This is a genomic window from Streptomyces sp. NPDC004732 (assembly GCF_040609235.1).
Classification (GTDB): Bacteria; Actinomycetota; Actinomycetes; order Streptomycetales; family Streptomycetaceae; genus Streptomyces.
In genome coordinates this window covers 104176-119874 of the sequence record NZ_JBEXJR010000020.1, presented here as the reverse complement: position 1 = coordinate 119874, position 15699 = coordinate 104176, and the positions used below count along the sequence as shown (strand labels likewise).

The following is a 15699-nucleotide window of genomic DNA, read 5'->3' as shown; positions in this document are numbered from 1 at the left end:
GGCCCAACCCGGCACCTTCGGCGCTCCTCGTCCGTTGACCTCATGGCACACCTCCCGGCGCGGCCCGGTCCTCGCATACGATGGCCGTTGCCCGACGAGTAAAACCGACCATGCCAGGCCCGACCGGCAAGGAGACCAACCCCCGTGTCCGTCCTCTCGAAGATCATGCGTGCAGGCGAAGGCAAGATCCTGCGCAAGCTGCACCGCATCGCGGACCAGGTCAACTCCATCGAAGAGGACTTCGTCAGCCTCTCCGACGCCGAGCTGCGCGCCCTGACCCAGGAGTACAAGGAGCGTTACGCCGACGGCGAGACGCTCGACGACCTCCTTCCCGAGGCCTTTGCGACGGTCCGTGAGGCCGCCAAGCGCGTCCTGGGCCAGCGCCACTACGACGTCCAGATGATGGGCGGCGCCGCGCTGCACATGGGCTATGTCGCGGAGATGAAGACCGGCGAGGGCAAGACCCTCGTAGGCACCCTGCCCGCGTATCTGAACGCCCTGTCCGACAAGGGCGTCCACCTCATCACGGTCAATGACTACCTGGCCGAGCGCGACTCCGAGATGATGGGCCGCGTCCACAAGTTCCTGGGCCTGAAGGTCGGCTGCATCCTGGCCAACATGACCCCGGCCCAGCGTCGCGAGCAGTACGCCTGCGACATCACGTACGGCACGAACAACGAGTTCGGCTTCGACTACCTCCGCGACAACATGGCCTGGTCGCAGGACGAGCTCGTCCAGCGCGGTCACAACTTCGCGATCGTCGACGAGGTCGACTCGATCCTCGTCGACGAGGCCCGTACGCCCCTGATCATCTCCGGCCCCGCCGACCAGGCCACCAAGTGGTACGGCGACTTCGCCAAGCTGGTCACCCGCCTCACCAAGGGTGAGCCCGGCAACCAGCTCAAGGGCATCGAGGAGACCGGGGACTACGAGGTCGACGAGAAGAAGCGCACCGTCGCCATCCACGAGCCCGGCGTCGCCAAGGTCGAGGACTGGCTCGGCATCGACAATCTGTACGAGTCGGTGAACACGCCTCTGGTGGGTTACCTCAACAACGCCATCAAGGCCAAGGAACTCTTCAAGAAGGACAAGGATTACGTCGTCATCGACGGCGAAGTCATGATCGTCGACGAGCACACCGGCCGTATCCTCGCCGGCCGCCGCTACAACGAGGGCATGCACCAGGCGATCGAGGCGAAGGAAGGGGTGGACATCAAGGACGAGAACCAGACCCTTGCGACCATCACCCTCCAGAACTTCTTCCGCCTCTACAAGCGCGACGGTTACGACAGCGGCCTCTCCGGCATGACCGGTACGGCCATGACCGAGGCCGCCGAGTTCCACCAGATCTACAAGCTGGGCGTCGTGCCGATCCCGACGAACCGGCCGATGGTCCGCGCGGACCAGTCCGACCTGATCTACCGCACCGAGGTCGCGAAGTTCGCCGCCGTCGTCGACGACATCGCGGAGAAGCACGAGAAGGGGCAGCCGATCCTGGTCGGCACCACCTCCGTCGAGAAGTCGGAGTACCTCTCGCAGCAGCTCTCCAAGCGCGGTGTCCAGCACGAAGTGCTGAACGCGAAGCAGCACGACCGTGAGGCGCCGATCATCGCCCAGGCCGGTCGCAAGGGCGCCGTCACCGTCGCCACGAACATGGCCGGACGAGGCACCGACATCAAGCTCGGCGGCAACCCCGACGACCTCGCCGAGGCGGAGCTGCGCCAGCGTGGCCTCGACCCCGTCGAGCACGTCGAGGAGTGGGCCGCGGCGCTGCCCGCCGCCATGGAGAAGGCCGAGCGCGCCGTCAAGGCGGAGTTCGAGGAGGTCAAGGACCTCGGCGGGCTGTACGTGCTGGGCACGGAGCGGCACGAGTCGCGCCGCATCGACAACCAGCTGCGCGGTCGTTCCGGACGTCAGGGCGACCCCGGCGAGTCGCGGTTCTATCTGTCCCTCGGTGACGACCTGATGCGGCTCTTCAAGGCGCAGATGGTCGAGCGCGTGATGTCCATGGCGAATGTGCCGGACGACGTGCCGATCGAGAACAAGATGGTCACCCGCGCGATCGCGTCCGCCCAGTCGCAGGTCGAGCAGCAGAACTTCGAGACCCGGAAGAACGTCCTCAAGTACGACGAGGTCCTCAACCGGCAGCGCGAGGTCATCTACGGCGAGCGGCGCCGCGTCCTGGAGGGCGAGGATCTGCAGGACCAGATCACGCACTTCATGGACGACACCATCGACGCGTACATCTCCGCGGAGACCGCCGAGGGCTTCGCCGAGGAATGGGACGTGGACCGGCTGTGGGGTGCGTTCAAGCAGCTCTACCCCGTCAAGGTCACCGTGGAGGAGCTCGAGGAGGACGCGGGCGACCGCGCGGGCCTCACGGCGGAGTTCATCTCCGAGTCCATCAAGGAAGACATCCACGAGCAGTACGGGGCGCGTGAGGCGCAGCTCGGCTCCGACATCATGCGTGAGCTGGAGCGGCGGGTTGTTCTCTCCGTTCTGGACCGCAAGTGGCGTGAGCACCTGTACGAGATGGACTACCTCCAGGAGGGCATCGGCCTCCGTGCCATGGCGCAGAAGGACCCGCTGGTCGAGTACCAGCGCGAGGGCTTCGACATGTTCAACGCCATGATGGACGGCATCAAGGAAGAGTCCGTCGGCTACCTGTTCAACCTGGAGGTCCAGGTCGAGCAGCAGGTCGAGGAAGTTCCCGTCGACGATGCGGCTCCGTCGCTGGCCAAGGACGGCGCGCAGGACGCGGTGCCTGCGGGGGCGGGGGCGGGGGCCTCTCGGCCGGAGATTCACGCCAAGGGGCTCGAGGCTCCGCAGCGGCCCGACCGGCTGCACTTCCAGGCGCCGAACGCCGAGGGCGGGGTCGACGAGGGCGACTTCGTCACGGACGGTGCGGAGGCGCGGTCCGAGTCGGACGGGATGACTCGTGCGGAGCGGCGCAAGGCTCAGAAGGGTGGGCGGCGTCGTAAGAAGTAGCGGGGGCGCTGTCGCTGTTACTTGAGCGATGTGGGCGCTACGTGAGCTGAGGGGTCGGGCTTTTGCCCGGCCCCTTTGGCGTTGTTGGGGTGTGGGTTGGGGTGTGGGTTGCGGGTGTGGGTTGGGGGTGTGGGGTGTGGGTTGTGGGTCTGGGGTGGGGGCTTTTACCGGGGGTCTGTTTCTACTGCTGTGCAGCGCCATCTGCGGTCCGTTCCCAGCGTCAGGCGGAACGCCAGCGCTCGCAGCCTCGGGCCCGTTGCGATGCGGGCGAATACCTCGTAGGTCTCGGGGTGCGGCTGGTAGTGGCCGATCCGGTGGATCGTGGGGCGGTGGCCGTCCGTGCAGAGCGGCCTCAGCTCCGCCAGGCGGGCCAGCTCGTCGAACGCCGTGTTGGCGATGTGGCGGGCCACCCAGTGCATCGGGCGCTGGCCGCTGAGGACCAGGACGAGGCGTTCCGCGAAGATCTCTGTGGGGTGTGGGGGTGGTTGGGCGGGGATCGGGCGGGTGGCAGTGGGGGTGGGGGTGGGGGTGGCAGTGGCAGTGGGTAGTGGGCGGCGGTGGTCGCTTCGGGTGGGTGGGCGGCCTGCGGGTGGGCGGGTTGTGGTCGGGCGGGGGCGGGGCCTTGTCATCACCTTGCGCATGGGGGGCCTCTCGCTGGTACCGAGGAGTAACTTTTCGTTGGGGGATCTTGTACGGGGGCGAGAGGCGGGGCGGCAAGGGGCGGGGAGGGGTGGTCGGGGTGGGGTGGGGGTTCACCTATCTGGGGGGTGCGGGGGGCTGGAGGCGTTGGGGGCTCGGGGGTGGGGTGGGTGAAGGTCGGGGCGTTGGTTGACGGCTGGGAGGGGTGTGCGGGGAGCTCGATGGGGGACTCCCGCACGTATCCTGGAGGTCTTCCAGGCCCCTAGATCCGCCCGCGTGCGGACACGGACGAAAGTGGTCAGCCATGCGCGTCTACGTTCCTCTGACCCTGCCCCGGCTCGCCGAGGCGTACGAGGCGGGGGAGCTTGGGCCCGGGCCGCTGGTCGCCTATGCCGTGACCCCCGCTCTGCGGGAGTGGTACGTCTCGGACGACATCGAGGAGCTTGAGTACGCGGCGTTGAACCGGGCGGCGGCGGCGTCGTTGCGGCTGATCGCGGGGGATCCCGGGGCGGCGCGGCTGCGGGTGGTCGTTGCGGCCGATGTGCCGGACGGGGCGGCTGTGGCCGACCCTGACCGGGGGCTCGATCGGGGGGCGCTCGGGGAGGTGCGGATCGCTGAGGCGCTGCCGTTGGCCAAGGCGGCGGCCGTGCATGTGGACTCCGGGGACGCGGAGGGGGACGTGGCGGCGGCGGCTTCGGTGCTGGGGGCGGCGGATCAGGGGGACGATGATGCGCGGTTCGTGGTGGACGGGGTTGAGGATCATGAGCTGTTGTGGTTTGCGACGCAGGAGATTCCTGGGGTGATCGGTCGCTGAGGGGGCTGGCGGGGCGCCTTGGGTGGGCGTCTGCGCCTTGGGGGCGGTTGTGGGTGCGGGGCCGCGGGGGTATGTACGTACTCGCCATCCCTGCGCCGCGTCCGATGTCTCCGCAGGTCAGCGTGTGCTCGGTGCTCCGTGCGCACATACCCCCGCGGCCCCTCCCGTTTCGTACGCGGCTGCGGGCCGGTGGGTGTTGTCGTGCTCCCTTCCGTCGTGCGCGGCTGTGGGGCGGTGGGTGTTTGTGACTGCGGGTAGGTTTTTGGGATGGGGAAGCTGCTGCGCGGGGCGCATATCGTGTGGGACTGGAACGGGACCTTGCTGCATGACATTCATGCGGTGATCGAGGCGACCAATGCCTCCTTCGCGGAGCTCGGGCTCGAGGCGATCACGTTGGAGCGGTATCGCGATCTGTACTGCGTGCCGATTCCTCGGTTCTATGAGCGGCTGATGGGGCGGCTGCCCACCGATGCCGAGTGGCAGGTCATGGACACCGTCTTCCACAAGCACTACTGGGCACGTGCGGATGCCTGCGGGCTGGCCGAGGGGGCGTCCGAGCTGTTGGCCGCGCGGCGGGCCGACGGGCGTACGCAGTCGTTGCTGTCGCTCGCCCCGCACGAGCGGCTGATTCCGATCGTGCGCAGGCACGGGATCCACGAGTACTTCGTACGGATCGACGGGCGGACCGACACGTCGCATGCCGGTAAGGCCGCGCGGATGGTGCGGCACCTGGAGGCCTTTGACGAGCCTCTCGATGTGGGGAGGGTCGTTGTCATCGGGGATGCCGTTGACGATGCCGTTGCCGCTGCTCATGTGGGGGCGCAGGCCGTTCTGTACACCGGGGGGTCACACAGTCGGGCGAGTCTGGAGCTTGCCGGGGTGCCCGTCGTCGACAGTCTCGATGAGGCCGTCGAGCAGGCCGAACGGCTCGTCGCCTGAGGGTGGTTGCGGGGGTTTCCGCTTACGCTCCGCGCCGTTCTGCGTACGCTGAGGTGGGAACCTCGGCCTGGCGGGACGACGTGACGGGGGCGGTTACGCGATGGGTTTCGGCTTCGGGCAGCGGCGGGGTGGGCAACTCCCTGCCGAGTTGACCTCGTTCGTCGGACGGGTGGATGAACTGGCGCAGGTGCGCGCGGCGTTCGCGTACGCACGGCTGGTGACGTTGGTGGGGCCGGGCGGGGTGGGCAAGAGCCGCACCGCGCTGCGGGCCGCCGCGGGGCTCGGGGAGCGGTTTCCTGATGGGGTGTGGCTGGCCGAGCTGTCCGCGTTGCGGGATCCGGAGCTGATTCCCGCCACGCTGGCCGCGGTCCTCGAACTGCCGGAGCAGTCGGGCATGGCGCCGCTCGACGCGGTGGTGGCGCATCTGCAGGGGCGGCGGCTGCTCATCGTGCTCGACACCTGTGAGCATCTGGTCGACGCGTGCGCGATGCTCTCCGACATCCTGCTGCGCGAGGCCGTCGACGTGTGTGTGCTCGCCACCAGTCGGCAGCCGCTGGACGTGCCGGGGGAGCACTGCTGTCCCGTCCCGCCGCTCGCGCCGGACGACGCGGTGGAGCTGTTCGCGCAGCGGGCCGCCGCCGTCGTGCCCGGGTTCCGCGTGAGCGTCGAGAACCGGGAGCGGCTGGCCGCGCTGGTGCATCGGCTCGACTGCATTCCCCTGGCTCTGGAGCTCGCCGCTGTGCGATTGCGGGCTGTGTCGATCGAGGAGCTGGTGGCTCGGCTCGACGATCGGTTCCAGGTGCTGACCGGGGGGCGGCGTACCGCCCTGTCGCGGCACCAGACCTTGCGTACGGCCATCGACTGGTCGCACGACCTGTGCACCCCGGACGAGCAGGTGCTGTGGGCGCGGCTGTCCGTCTTCGCCGGGTCCTTCGAGCTGGCGGCCGCCGAGCAGGTCTGCGGGGACGAGAGCCTGCCCGTGGGGGAGGTCCTGGGGCAGCTCATCGGGCTCGTCGACAAGTCCGTGGTGCAGCGGCTGGGAGAGTCCGGGAACCGGTATCGGCTCCTCGACACGCTGCGGGAGTACGGGGCCGAACGGCTCGGTGCGGTGGAGGCCGATGGGGGTGTCGCGCTTCGTGCGCGGCACTTCGCTTACTACCGGGACCTGGGGCGGCGCTTCGAGGACGGGCTGCTCGGTGCCACGCAGCCCGCGCTGCACCGTGCCGTCCGCGCGGAGATGGCCGGGTTGCGGGCTGCTCTGGAGTACGCGTACGAGACCGATGGGCGGGCGCGGGAAGGACTCCGGCTCGCCGCCAGGCTCTGGCCGCACTGGCGGGCCTCCGGGACGCTCTCGGAGGGCGGGTACTGGATCGAGAAGGGTCTTGAGCGCGTTCCCGAGGACTGTTCGGCGCGGGCCTGGGGGCTGCTGGCGACCGGCGCGTTCGGTGTCTGGACCGCGGATCTCCCGACCGCCGTCGAGCGGATGGCGCTGGCCCAGGAGTCCGCGGAGCGCGCGGGCGACGAGCAGGTCGCGCAGTTCGCCGAGGCGTACGCCCACGGGCTCGCGGCGCTGTGCGGTGACGCGGCGGGGCTTGAGCGGCTCGTGGACGTGCGGCGGCGGATGGTCGAGAGCGACAACCGGCTCGGGCTGGTCGTCATGGGCTACGAGGCCGCTCTGCTGCGGGCCGTCCTCGGGGACACGAGTGGGGCTCTTGAGCTGTGCGAGCAGGGGCTGAGTCTGCTGGAGGGCACGGGGGAGCGGCAGGTCTACGGGTCCACGCTGATGGCGCAGGGGCTCGTGCGGTGGCTCGCGGGGGAGCGGGAGGCGGGGGTCGTCTCGCTGTGCCGGGGGATGGAGGCGGCGGGCGAGGTCGACGAGATCCTCGTGGCCGCGATGTGCTGCCACGGGCTCGCCTGGGCGGCGGCGCATGAAGGGCGGCAGGTGCGGGCCGCCTGGCTGTTCGGGTACGCGGAGAACGCGCGGCGGTTGGGCGGGGATCCGATCGGGATGCTGCCCTCGCTCCTGGAGCAGCAGGAGGCTGCGCGAAAGTCGGTGCGGGAGGCGTTGGGCGGCAAGCAGTTCGATCGGTGGCATGCGGTGGGGGCGCGGTTGTCCGGGCGGCAGGTTCTTGATGCGGTGCGGGGGGATGTGGATACGCCTGGGCGGGGGGTCGCATCTGGGGGTGGGGTTGGGCGTCGGGGCGGGCGTGATGCGTTGACCCGGCGGGAGCGGGAAGTGGCTGTGCTCGTTGCGCAGGGGCTGTCGAACCGGGAGATTGCCGAGCGGCTCGTCATCTCCAAGCGGACTGCGGATGCGCATGTCGAGCACATCTTGGCGAAGTTGGGGGTGGGGTCGCGTACGGAGGTTGCGGGGGCCGTGGAGGTTGCGGGGTCTGGCGGGGCGCCTTGGGGTGGGGGCGTGTAGGGCGGGGGTGCGTAGGGCGGGGGTGCCTGGGGTCTGCTGGTGGGTGCGGGTGCGGGTGCGGGCGTCTTGGGGCGGGGCCGCGGGGGTATGTACGTACTCGCCATCCCTGCGGCCCCGCCACGTTCTTCCGGGCGCCGACGTGTGCTCGGTGCTCCGTGCGCACATACCCCCGCGGCCCCTCGCGTTTCGCGCGCGGCTGCGGCCCGGTGGGAGCCTCTCCCGGCCGGGGTCCGGGGCCGGGGTGGGGCCTGCCCTCGCCGACAAGGGCAGGCCCCTGCTGGGGCCTGTCACCGGGGTGTGGGGGCCTTGCCATGACAGTGGTCGGCCCCCGCCCGAGTGGTGGCGCAGGAGAGAGCCTGCCCGTCGGGTGGGTGTTCCGGCATCGGTATGCGTGAGGATCCGCATACCGATGTGTGGTGCGGTGGCGTCGGCTCCGTATACCTATGCGGAGGGTGTCGGTCCGGTTATGTCACCGGGGCCTTCGCGCGCAGGACCGTGAGGAATTCCCGCATCCAGCCCGAGTGGTCCGGCCATGCGCGGGACGACACCAGGGTTCCGTCTACCACTACCTCCGCGTCCTGGAACGTTGCGCCTGCGGTCTGCATGTCCATCTCTAGGGCCGGGTACGCCGTGACCCTGCGGCCGCTGAGGCCGCCGATGGCTGCGGTGAGGAGCGGGCCGTGGCAGATCTGGGCCACCGGCTTGTCCGCGTCGAAGAAGGATTTCAGGATCTTGCGGAGTTCCGGGTCGTTGCGCAGGTATTCGGGGGCCCGGCCGCCCGGGATCACCAGGGCGGCGTACTGGCCGGGATCGACCTCGGCGAAGGCGAGATCCGCGGGCCAGGTGTAGCCGGGCTTCTCCGTGTACGTGTCGAAGCCCGGCTCGAAATCGTGCACCACGAACTGCAGCTTCTTGCGGGCCGGGGCCGCGATGTGGACGTCGTACCCCTCCTCGCGCAGCCGCTGGAAGGGGTAGAGGACTTCGAGTGACTCGGCTGCGTCGCCGGTCACGATCAGGATTTTCGCTGCCATTTCGCTGCGCTCCCCTCGGACGGGTGCCGCCTGCGCGGACCCTCAGGGCCCAACGTGCCCGTGCGGTGGCTCTTTGCCAAGAGGGAGTGGTGACCGGGCGGACTGTGCAGACTGTCAAAGTTCGGAGCCTGCTTTTGTACACATACGGCTCATGACGGCTGCCCGGTGGGGGGCGATAGCCTGGACCCGTGATCAGCGCGATATCCCGCGGGGGCATGGATGCCCCCGCCCTGCGCCCGGGGAACACGGTGGACAACCGTGCCCGGGACCTCGCTGACGCTTCTTCGCGGTGCGGCCGACCCGGCCGAGCAAGCCATCCGTCAGTGGAATCGCTGAAAATGGCGGAAAGCTGTCCGCTCGCACATCACCGCGGCATAACGTCGAACCCGGCCGGAGACCCCGTGCCGCGGCGTTACGGCACATCACTTCCTTCTACGTCACGCAACGGCGCGCGACAGGAGTCAGAGGACAATGCAGACCAAGCTGGACGAAGCCAAGACCGAGCTGCTCGCGCGGGCCGCCCGGGTAGCTGAGAACAGCCCGGCCGGAGGGCGCCTACCGAGCGGTGCACCGACTGGGTCGACGAGCGAGGCCACGCCGGATCAGGACATGGCTCTCGCGTTCCTCCAGCGGTACTACCTGCACACCGCCCCCGAGGATCTTGCGGACCGCGACCCGGTCGACGTCTTCGGAGCCGCCTTCTCCCACTACCGGCTCGCCGAGAACCGCCCCCAGGGGACGGCCAACGTGCGGGTCCACACCCCGACGGTCGAGGAGAACGGCTGGACCTGCAGCCACTCCGTCGTCGAGGTGGTCACCGACGACATGCCCTTCCTCGTCGACTCCGTCACCAATGAGCTGTCCCGGCAGGGGCGCGGCATCCACGTCGTGATCCACCCGCAGGTCGTGGTGCGCCGTGACGTGACCGGAAAGCTCCTGGAGGTGCTGAGCCCCGAGGCCGGTGCCGAGCTGCCGCACGACGCGTTCGTCGAGTCGTGGATCCACGTCGAGATGGACCGCGAGACCGACCGCGCGGACCTGAAGCAGATCACCGCCGATCTGCTGCGGATCCTCAGCGACGTCCGGGAGACCGTCGAGGACTGGGACAAGATGCGCGACGCCGCGCTGCGCATCGCCGACGAGCTGCCCGCCGAGCCCACCGCGGGCGATCTGCCCGACCAGGAGGTCGGGGAGGCCCGCGAGCTGCTGCGCTGGCTGGCCGACAACCACTTCACCTTCCTGGGCTTCCGCGAGTACACCCTCACGGACGAGGACTCCCTCGCCGCCGTCCCCGGCACCGGCCTCGGCATCCTGCGCGCCGACCCGCAGCACGACGGCGACGACCACCACCCGGTGAGCCCGTCCTTCAACCGGCTGCCCGCCGACGCGCGCGCCAAGGCCCGTGAGCACCGGCTCCTGGTCCTCACCAAGGCGAACAGCCGGGCCACCGTGCACCGCCCCAGCTACCTCGACTACGTCGGCGTGAAGAAGTTCGACGCCGAGGGCAACGTGGTGGGGGAGCGGCGCTTCCTCGGGCTCTTCTCGTCCGCCGCGTACACCGAGTCCGTGCGGCGCGTGCCCGTCATCCGCCGCAAGGTCGCCGAGGTGCTGAAGGGCGCCGGGTTCTCCGCCAACAGCCACGACGGGCGCGACCTGCTCCAGATCCTGGAGACCTACCCGCGCGACGAGCTCTTCCAGACGCCCGCCGATGAGCTGCGGTCCATCGTGACGAGCGTTCTCTATCTACAGGAGCGCCGTCGGCTGCGGCTGTACCTGCGCAAGGACGAGTACGGGCGCTACTACTCCGCCCTCGTCTACCTGCCGCGCGACCGCTACACCACCGGCGTCCGGCTGCGGATCATCGACATCCTCAAGGAGGAGCTGAACGGCGCCAGCGTCGACTTCACCGCCTGGAACACGGAGTCGATCCTCTCCCGTATCCACTTCGTGGTCAGGGTGCCCAAGGGCGGTGAGGTTCCCGATCTGTCCGACGCCGATGTCGAGCGCATCGAGGCACGCCTCGTCGAGGCCGCCCGCTCCTGGGCCGACGGCTTCGCGGAGGCGCTGACCGCCGAGTGCGGCGAGGAGCGCGCCGCCGAGCTGCTCCGCCAGTACGGGGGCGCCTTCCCCGAGGGGTACAAGGCCGACCACACGCCGCGCGCCGCCGTCGCCGACCTCCAGCACCTGGAGCAGCTCACCCAGGGCGACAAGGACTTCGCGCTCTCCCTGTACGAGCCGGTGGGCGCCGCCCCCGGCGAGCGCCGTTTCAAGATCTACCGCGCGGGCGGCCAGGTCTCGCTCTCCGCCGTCCTGCCGGTGCTGCAGCGCCTGGGCGTCGAGGTCACCGACGAGCGTCCGTACGAACTGCGCTGCACGGACCGTACGAACGCGTGGATCTACGACTTCGGGCTGCGCCTGCCCAAGGCGCAGAACGGCAACGGCGACTACCTCGGCGACGACGGCCGCGAGCGCTTCCAGGAGGCCTTCGCCGCCGCCTGGACCGGTGCCGCCGAGGTCGACGGGTTCAACTCGCTGGTGCTCGGGGCCGGTCTCAACTGGCGTCAGGCGATGGTGCTGCGGGCCTACGCGAAGTACCTGCGCCAGGCCGGTGCGACGTTCAGCCAGGAGTACATGGAGGACACCCTCCGCAACAACGTCCACACCACCCGGCTGCTCGTCTCGCTCTTCGAGGCGCGGATGTCGCCGGACCGCCAGCGCGCCGGGACCGAGCTGACCGACGGGCTCCTGGAGGAGCTGGACGGGGCCCTCGACCAGGTTGCCTCGCTGGACGAGGACCGGATCCTGCGGTCCTTCCTCACCGTCATCAAGGCGACGCTGCGGACCAACTTCTTCCAGGAGGCGGAGGGCGGCAGGTCGCACAATTACGTCTCCATGAAGTTCGACCCGCAGGCCATCCCCGACCTGCCCGCGCCCCGTCCCGCGTACGAGATCTGGGTGTACTCGCCCCGCGTCGAGGGCGTCCACCTGCGCTTCGGCAAGGTCGCGCGCGGCGGTCTGCGCTGGTCCGACCGGAAGGAAGACTTCCGGACCGAGATCCTGGGCCTCGTGAAGGCGCAGATGGTGAAGAACACCGTCATCGTGCCCGTCGGCGCCAAGGGCGGCTTCGTCGCCAAGCAGCTGCCCGACCCGGCGGAGGACCGCGACGCGTGGCTGGCGGAGGGCGTCGCCTGCTACAAGACGTTCATCTCGGCGCTGCTCGACATCACCGACAACCTGGTGGCCGGAGAGGTCGTGCCCCCGGCGGACGTCGTCCGGCACGACGAGGACGACACCTATCTGGTGGTCGCCGCCGACAAGGGCACGGCGACGTTCTCCGACATCGCCAACCAGGTCGCCGAGTCGTACAACTTCTGGCTGGGCGACGCCTTCGCCTCCGGCGGCTCCGCCGGGTACGACCACAAGGGCATGGGCATCACCGCCCGCGGCGCCTGGGAGTCCGTCAAGCGGCACTTCAGGGAGCTGGGCACCGACACCCAGTCCGAGGACTTCACGGTCGTCGGCGTCGGTGACATGTCCGGTGACGTGTTCGGCAACGGCATGCTGCTCTCCGAGCACATCCGCCTCGTCGCCGCCTTCGACCACCGGCACATCTTCATCGACCCGCGGCCGGACGCCGAGACCTCGTACGCCGAGCGCCGCCGCCTCTTCGAGCTGCCGCGCTCGTCCTGGGCCGACTACAACAAGGAGCTGCTCTCCGCGGGCGGCGGGATCTTCCCGCGCAGCGCCAAGGCGATCCAGCTCAACGCCCACATCCGCGAGGCCCTCGGCATCGAGACCGGCGTCGCCAAGATGACCCCGGCCGACCTGATGAAGGCCATCCTCCAGGCGCCGGTCGACCTGCTGTGGAACGGCGGCATCGGTACGTACGTGAAGTCGTCCGCCGAGTCGAACGCGGACGTCGGCGACAAGGCCAACGACGCGATCCGCGTGGACGGCCAGGACCTGCGCGTCAAGGTCGTCGGCGAGGGCGGCAACCTCGGTCTGACCCAGCTGGGCCGCATCGAGTTCGCGCGCTCCGGCGGCCGCATCAACACCGACGCGATCGACAACAGCGCGGGCGTGGACACCTCCGACCACGAGGTGAACATCAAGATCCTGCTCAACGCGGTCGTCGCCAACGGCGACATGACGGTCAAGCAGCGCAACAAGCTGCTCGCCGAGATGACCGACGAGGTCGGCCACCTGGTCCTGCGCAACAACTACGCGCAGAACACCGCGCTGGCCAACGCCGTCTTCCAGTCGCCGTCCCTGCTCCACGCCCACCAGCGCTTCATGCGCAGGCTCGGCAAGCAGGGCCACCTCGACCGGGGCCTGGAGTTCCTGCCCAACGACCGGCAGATCCGCGAGCTGCTCAACTCCAGCCGCGGCCTCTCCCAGCCCGAGCTCGCCGTGCTCCTCGCCTACACGAAGATCACGGCCGCGGACGAGCTGATCCAGACGACGCTGCCCGACGACCCGTACCTGCAGCGCCTGCTGCACGCGTACTTCCCGAAGGCGCTGCACGAGAAGTTCCCCGAGCAGGTCGACGGGCACGCGCTGCGCCGCGAGATCGTCACCACCGTCCTCGTCAACGACACGGTGAACAGCGGCGGCTCGACCTTCCTGCACCGGCTGCGGGAGGAGACGGGCGCCTCGCTGGAGGAGATCGTGCGGGCCCAGACGGCCGCCCGGGAGATCTTCGGCCTCGGTGAGGTGTGGGACGCGGTCGAGGCGCTCGACAATGTCGTCGCCGCCGACGTCCAGACCCGGATCCGGCTGCACTCGCGCCGCCTCGTCGAGCGCGGCTCGCGCTGGCTGCTCAACAACCGGCCGCAGCCCTTGCAGCTCGCCGAGACCATCGCCTTCTTCAGCGAGGGCGTCACCGAGGTCTGGGCCGAGCTGCCGAAGCTGCTCCGCGGCTCCGACCAGGAGTGGTACCAGAGCATCCGCGACGAGCTGACCGGCGTGGGCGTCCCCGACGAGCTCGCCCAGCGGGTCGCCGGATTCTCGTCCGCCTTCCCCGCGCTCGACATCGTCGCGATCGCCGACCGCACGGGCAAGGAGCCGATGGACGTCGCCGAGGTCTACTACGACCTCGCCGACCGGCTGCACATCACCCAGCTCATGGACCGCATCATCGAGCTGCCGCGGGCCGACCGCTGGCAGTCCATGGCGCGCGCCTCCATCCGCGAGGACCTCTACGCGGCGCACGCCGCACTGACGGCGGACATCCTCGCCGCCGGTGACGGCGCGGCCACGCCGGAGCAGCGCTTCAAGGCGTGGGAGGAGAAGAACGCCCCGATCCTGAGCCGGGCGCGGACGACGCTGGAGGAGATCCAGAGCTCGGACGCGTTCGACCTGGCGAACCTTTCGGTGGCGATGCGGACGATGCGTACGTTGCTGCGCACGCACTCGTAGTTCTCAGGCGGTTCTTCGGCGGTACGTGTAAGGGGGCGCCCCGGGCCTTTCGGCTCGGGGCGCCCCCTTGTGCGTCCCCGAGTACGAGATGGGCGGAATGGTTGCCTCCGCGGCGCGGAACGGGTGATGAGATTCGCCATAACCCATCAATTCAGACATTTGGTCTAAGGTGGGTGAGATTGTCTGATGACGGTGCCGGATGGCGGTGCCTGCTGACGGTGCTGGACACGAAGCGCAGGGAAGGTCGCGGTAAGGCGATGACGGAAGCCATTCTGCTGGTCGGCGGGCAGGGCACCCGGCTGCGGCCGGTCACGGTCCACACGCCGAAGCCGATGGTCCCGGCGGCCGGTGTCCCCTTCCTCGCGCACCAGCTCGCCCGCCTCGCGGCCGCAGGCGTCGACCACGTCGTGATGGCCACCTGCTACCTCGCCGAGGTCTTCGAACCGCACTTCGGCGACGGATCGGCGTACGGCCTGGAACTGGAGTACGTCGTCGAGGACGAGCCCCTGGGGACCGGCGGCGCCATCCGCAATGCCGCGGCACGGCTGCGGTGCGGGGGCGACGAGCCCGTCCTCGTGTTCAACGGAGACATCCTCAGCGGCCTCGACGTCCGTGGCCTGGTCGCCACGCACACGCGGCGCGACGCCGACGTCACGCTCCACCTCGCCCGCGTCGACGACCCCCGCGCCTTCGGGCTCGTCCCGACCGACGCCGACGGCCGCGTCCTCGCGTTCACCGAGAAGCCGACGGCGCCCGAGGAGATCGTCACGGACCAGATCAACGCGGGGGCGTACGTCTTCCGCCGGTCCGTGATCGACGCGATTCCGCAGGGGCGTGCCGTGTCGGTGGAGCGGGAGACCTTCCCGGCGCTGCTCGCCCGGGGCGCGCATCTGCACGGGCAGGTCGAGAACACCTACTGGTTGGACCTCGGCCGTCCCGAGGCGCTCGTCCAGGCCTCGGCCGATCTCGTACGCGGTGTCGTCGACTCGCCCGCGCTGCCGGGGGAGCGGGGCGAGTCCCTGGTCCTGCCCGGCGCCGAGGTCGCGCCGGACGCCAGCCTCGCCGCGGGGACCGTCGTGGGCGCGGGTGCCCGGATCGGGGCGGGGGCGCTCGTGCACGGCTCGGTCGTGCTGGACGGCGCGGAGGTCGGGGCGGGTGCCGACGTCCGGCTGAGCCTGGTCGGGGCGGGCGCCCGCATCGGCCGTCGTACCGTCCTGCACGGCGCGGTCGTGGGGGACGGGGCGCAGGTGGGGGCCGACAACGAACTGCGGACCGGGGTGCGGGTGTGGTGCGAGGTGGTGCTGCCCGATGCGGCGCTGCGGTTCTCGCCCGACGTGCCGGACGGTTCTTCCTCTGCCGGTGTGCCGACCGGTTCCCGTGCCGGTGTGCCGACCGGTTCCCGTACCACCGAAGGGCTGTGAGCAGTAACCGTGAACTTCCCCCAG

7 protein-coding genes and 1 pseudogene are annotated in these 15699 nt (G+C 69.8%); 6 read left to right on the top strand and 2 right to left on the bottom strand.

All coding sequences use genetic code 11. The features are described from left to right. The first annotated feature begins 144 nt into the window (after positions 1 to 144). Entirely contained in the window at positions 145 to 2988 is a 2844-nt protein-coding gene (secA, locus tag ABZV77_RS39130) for a preprotein translocase subunit SecA (RefSeq protein ID WP_356267525.1), read from the top strand. A 164-nt stretch (positions 2989 to 3152) separates the two neighbouring features. Here the strand turns inward: secA and ABZV77_RS39125 are convergent, their stop codons facing one another. After that, a complete protein-coding gene (locus tag ABZV77_RS39125) occupies positions 3153 to 3617 on the bottom strand; it encodes an Rv3235 family protein (RefSeq protein WP_356267585.1) in 465 nt (154 codons plus the stop codon). A gap of 314 nt (positions 3618 to 3931) precedes the next feature. Between ABZV77_RS39125 and ABZV77_RS39120 the strand changes: the two genes are divergently transcribed. The 3 genes from ABZV77_RS39120 (at position 3932) to ABZV77_RS39110 (ending at position 7805) form a co-directional block, all read left to right on the top strand. Beyond that, positions 3932 to 4441 carry a hypothetical protein gene (locus ABZV77_RS39120; RefSeq protein WP_356267523.1) on the top strand — a complete coding sequence of 170 codons (510 nt, stop codon included), beginning with the start codon at positions 3932 to 3934 and terminating at the stop codon, positions 4439 to 4441. Positions 4442 to 4708: 267 nt separating this feature from the next. Then, positions 4709 to 5380, top strand: a complete 672-nt coding sequence (locus tag ABZV77_RS39115; protein ID WP_356267521.1) for an HAD family hydrolase — start codon at positions 4709 to 4711, stop codon at positions 5378 to 5380. A gap of 100 nt (positions 5381 to 5480) precedes the next feature. Continuing rightward, positions 5481 to 7805 (top strand): LuxR C-terminal-related transcriptional regulator, encoded by a 2325-nt coding sequence (locus tag ABZV77_RS39110; RefSeq protein WP_356267519.1) that lies wholly within the window; start codon positions 5481 to 5483, stop codon positions 7803 to 7805. A 464-nt stretch (positions 7806 to 8269) separates the two neighbouring features. Here ABZV77_RS39110 and ABZV77_RS39105 read toward each other — a convergent pair whose 3' ends face one another. Further along, positions 8270 to 8836, bottom strand: a complete 567-nt coding sequence (locus tag ABZV77_RS39105; protein ID WP_356267517.1) for a DJ-1/PfpI family protein — start codon at positions 8834 to 8836, stop codon at positions 8270 to 8272. Positions 8837 to 9307: 471 nt separating this feature from the next. On the opposite strand from ABZV77_RS39105, the gene ABZV77_RS39100 reads away from it, so the two are divergent. Together ABZV77_RS39100 and ABZV77_RS39095 are read left to right on the top strand one after the other, a co-directional pair. Beyond that, complete coding sequence (locus tag ABZV77_RS39100) at positions 9308 to 14254, top strand: NAD-glutamate dehydrogenase (RefSeq protein ID WP_356267515.1); 4947 nt, start codon at positions 9308 to 9310, stop codon at positions 14252 to 14254. Between the two features lie 257 nt (positions 14255 to 14511). Continuing rightward, positions 14512 to 15582: pseudogene (locus tag ABZV77_RS39095) on the top strand (NDP-sugar synthase); the annotation flags it as partial. Positions 15583 to 15699: the final 117 nt, after the last annotated feature.

Excerpts from the sequence above, each read along its gene's own strand:
- ABZV77_RS39110 (WP_356267519.1), top strand. The coding sequence starts at position 5,481 with ATGGGTTTCGGCTTCGGGCAGCGGCGGGGTGGGCAACTCCCTGCCGAG.
- ABZV77_RS39100 (WP_356267515.1), top strand. The coding sequence starts at position 9,308 with ATGCAGACCAAGCTGGACGAAGCCAAGACCGAGCTGCTCGCGCGGGCC.
- ABZV77_RS39105 (WP_356267517.1), bottom strand. The coding sequence starts at position 8,836 with ATGGCAGCGAAAATCCTGATCGTGACCGGCGACGCAGCCGAGTCACTC.
- ABZV77_RS39115 (WP_356267521.1), top strand. The coding sequence starts at position 4,709 with ATGGGGAAGCTGCTGCGCGGGGCGCATATCGTGTGGGACTGGAACGGG.
- ABZV77_RS39125 (WP_356267585.1), bottom strand. The coding sequence starts at position 3,617 with ATGACAAGGCCCCGCCCCCGCCCGACCACAACCCGCCCACCCGCAGGC.
- ABZV77_RS39120 (WP_356267523.1), top strand. The coding sequence starts at position 3,932 with ATGCGCGTCTACGTTCCTCTGACCCTGCCCCGGCTCGCCGAGGCGTAC.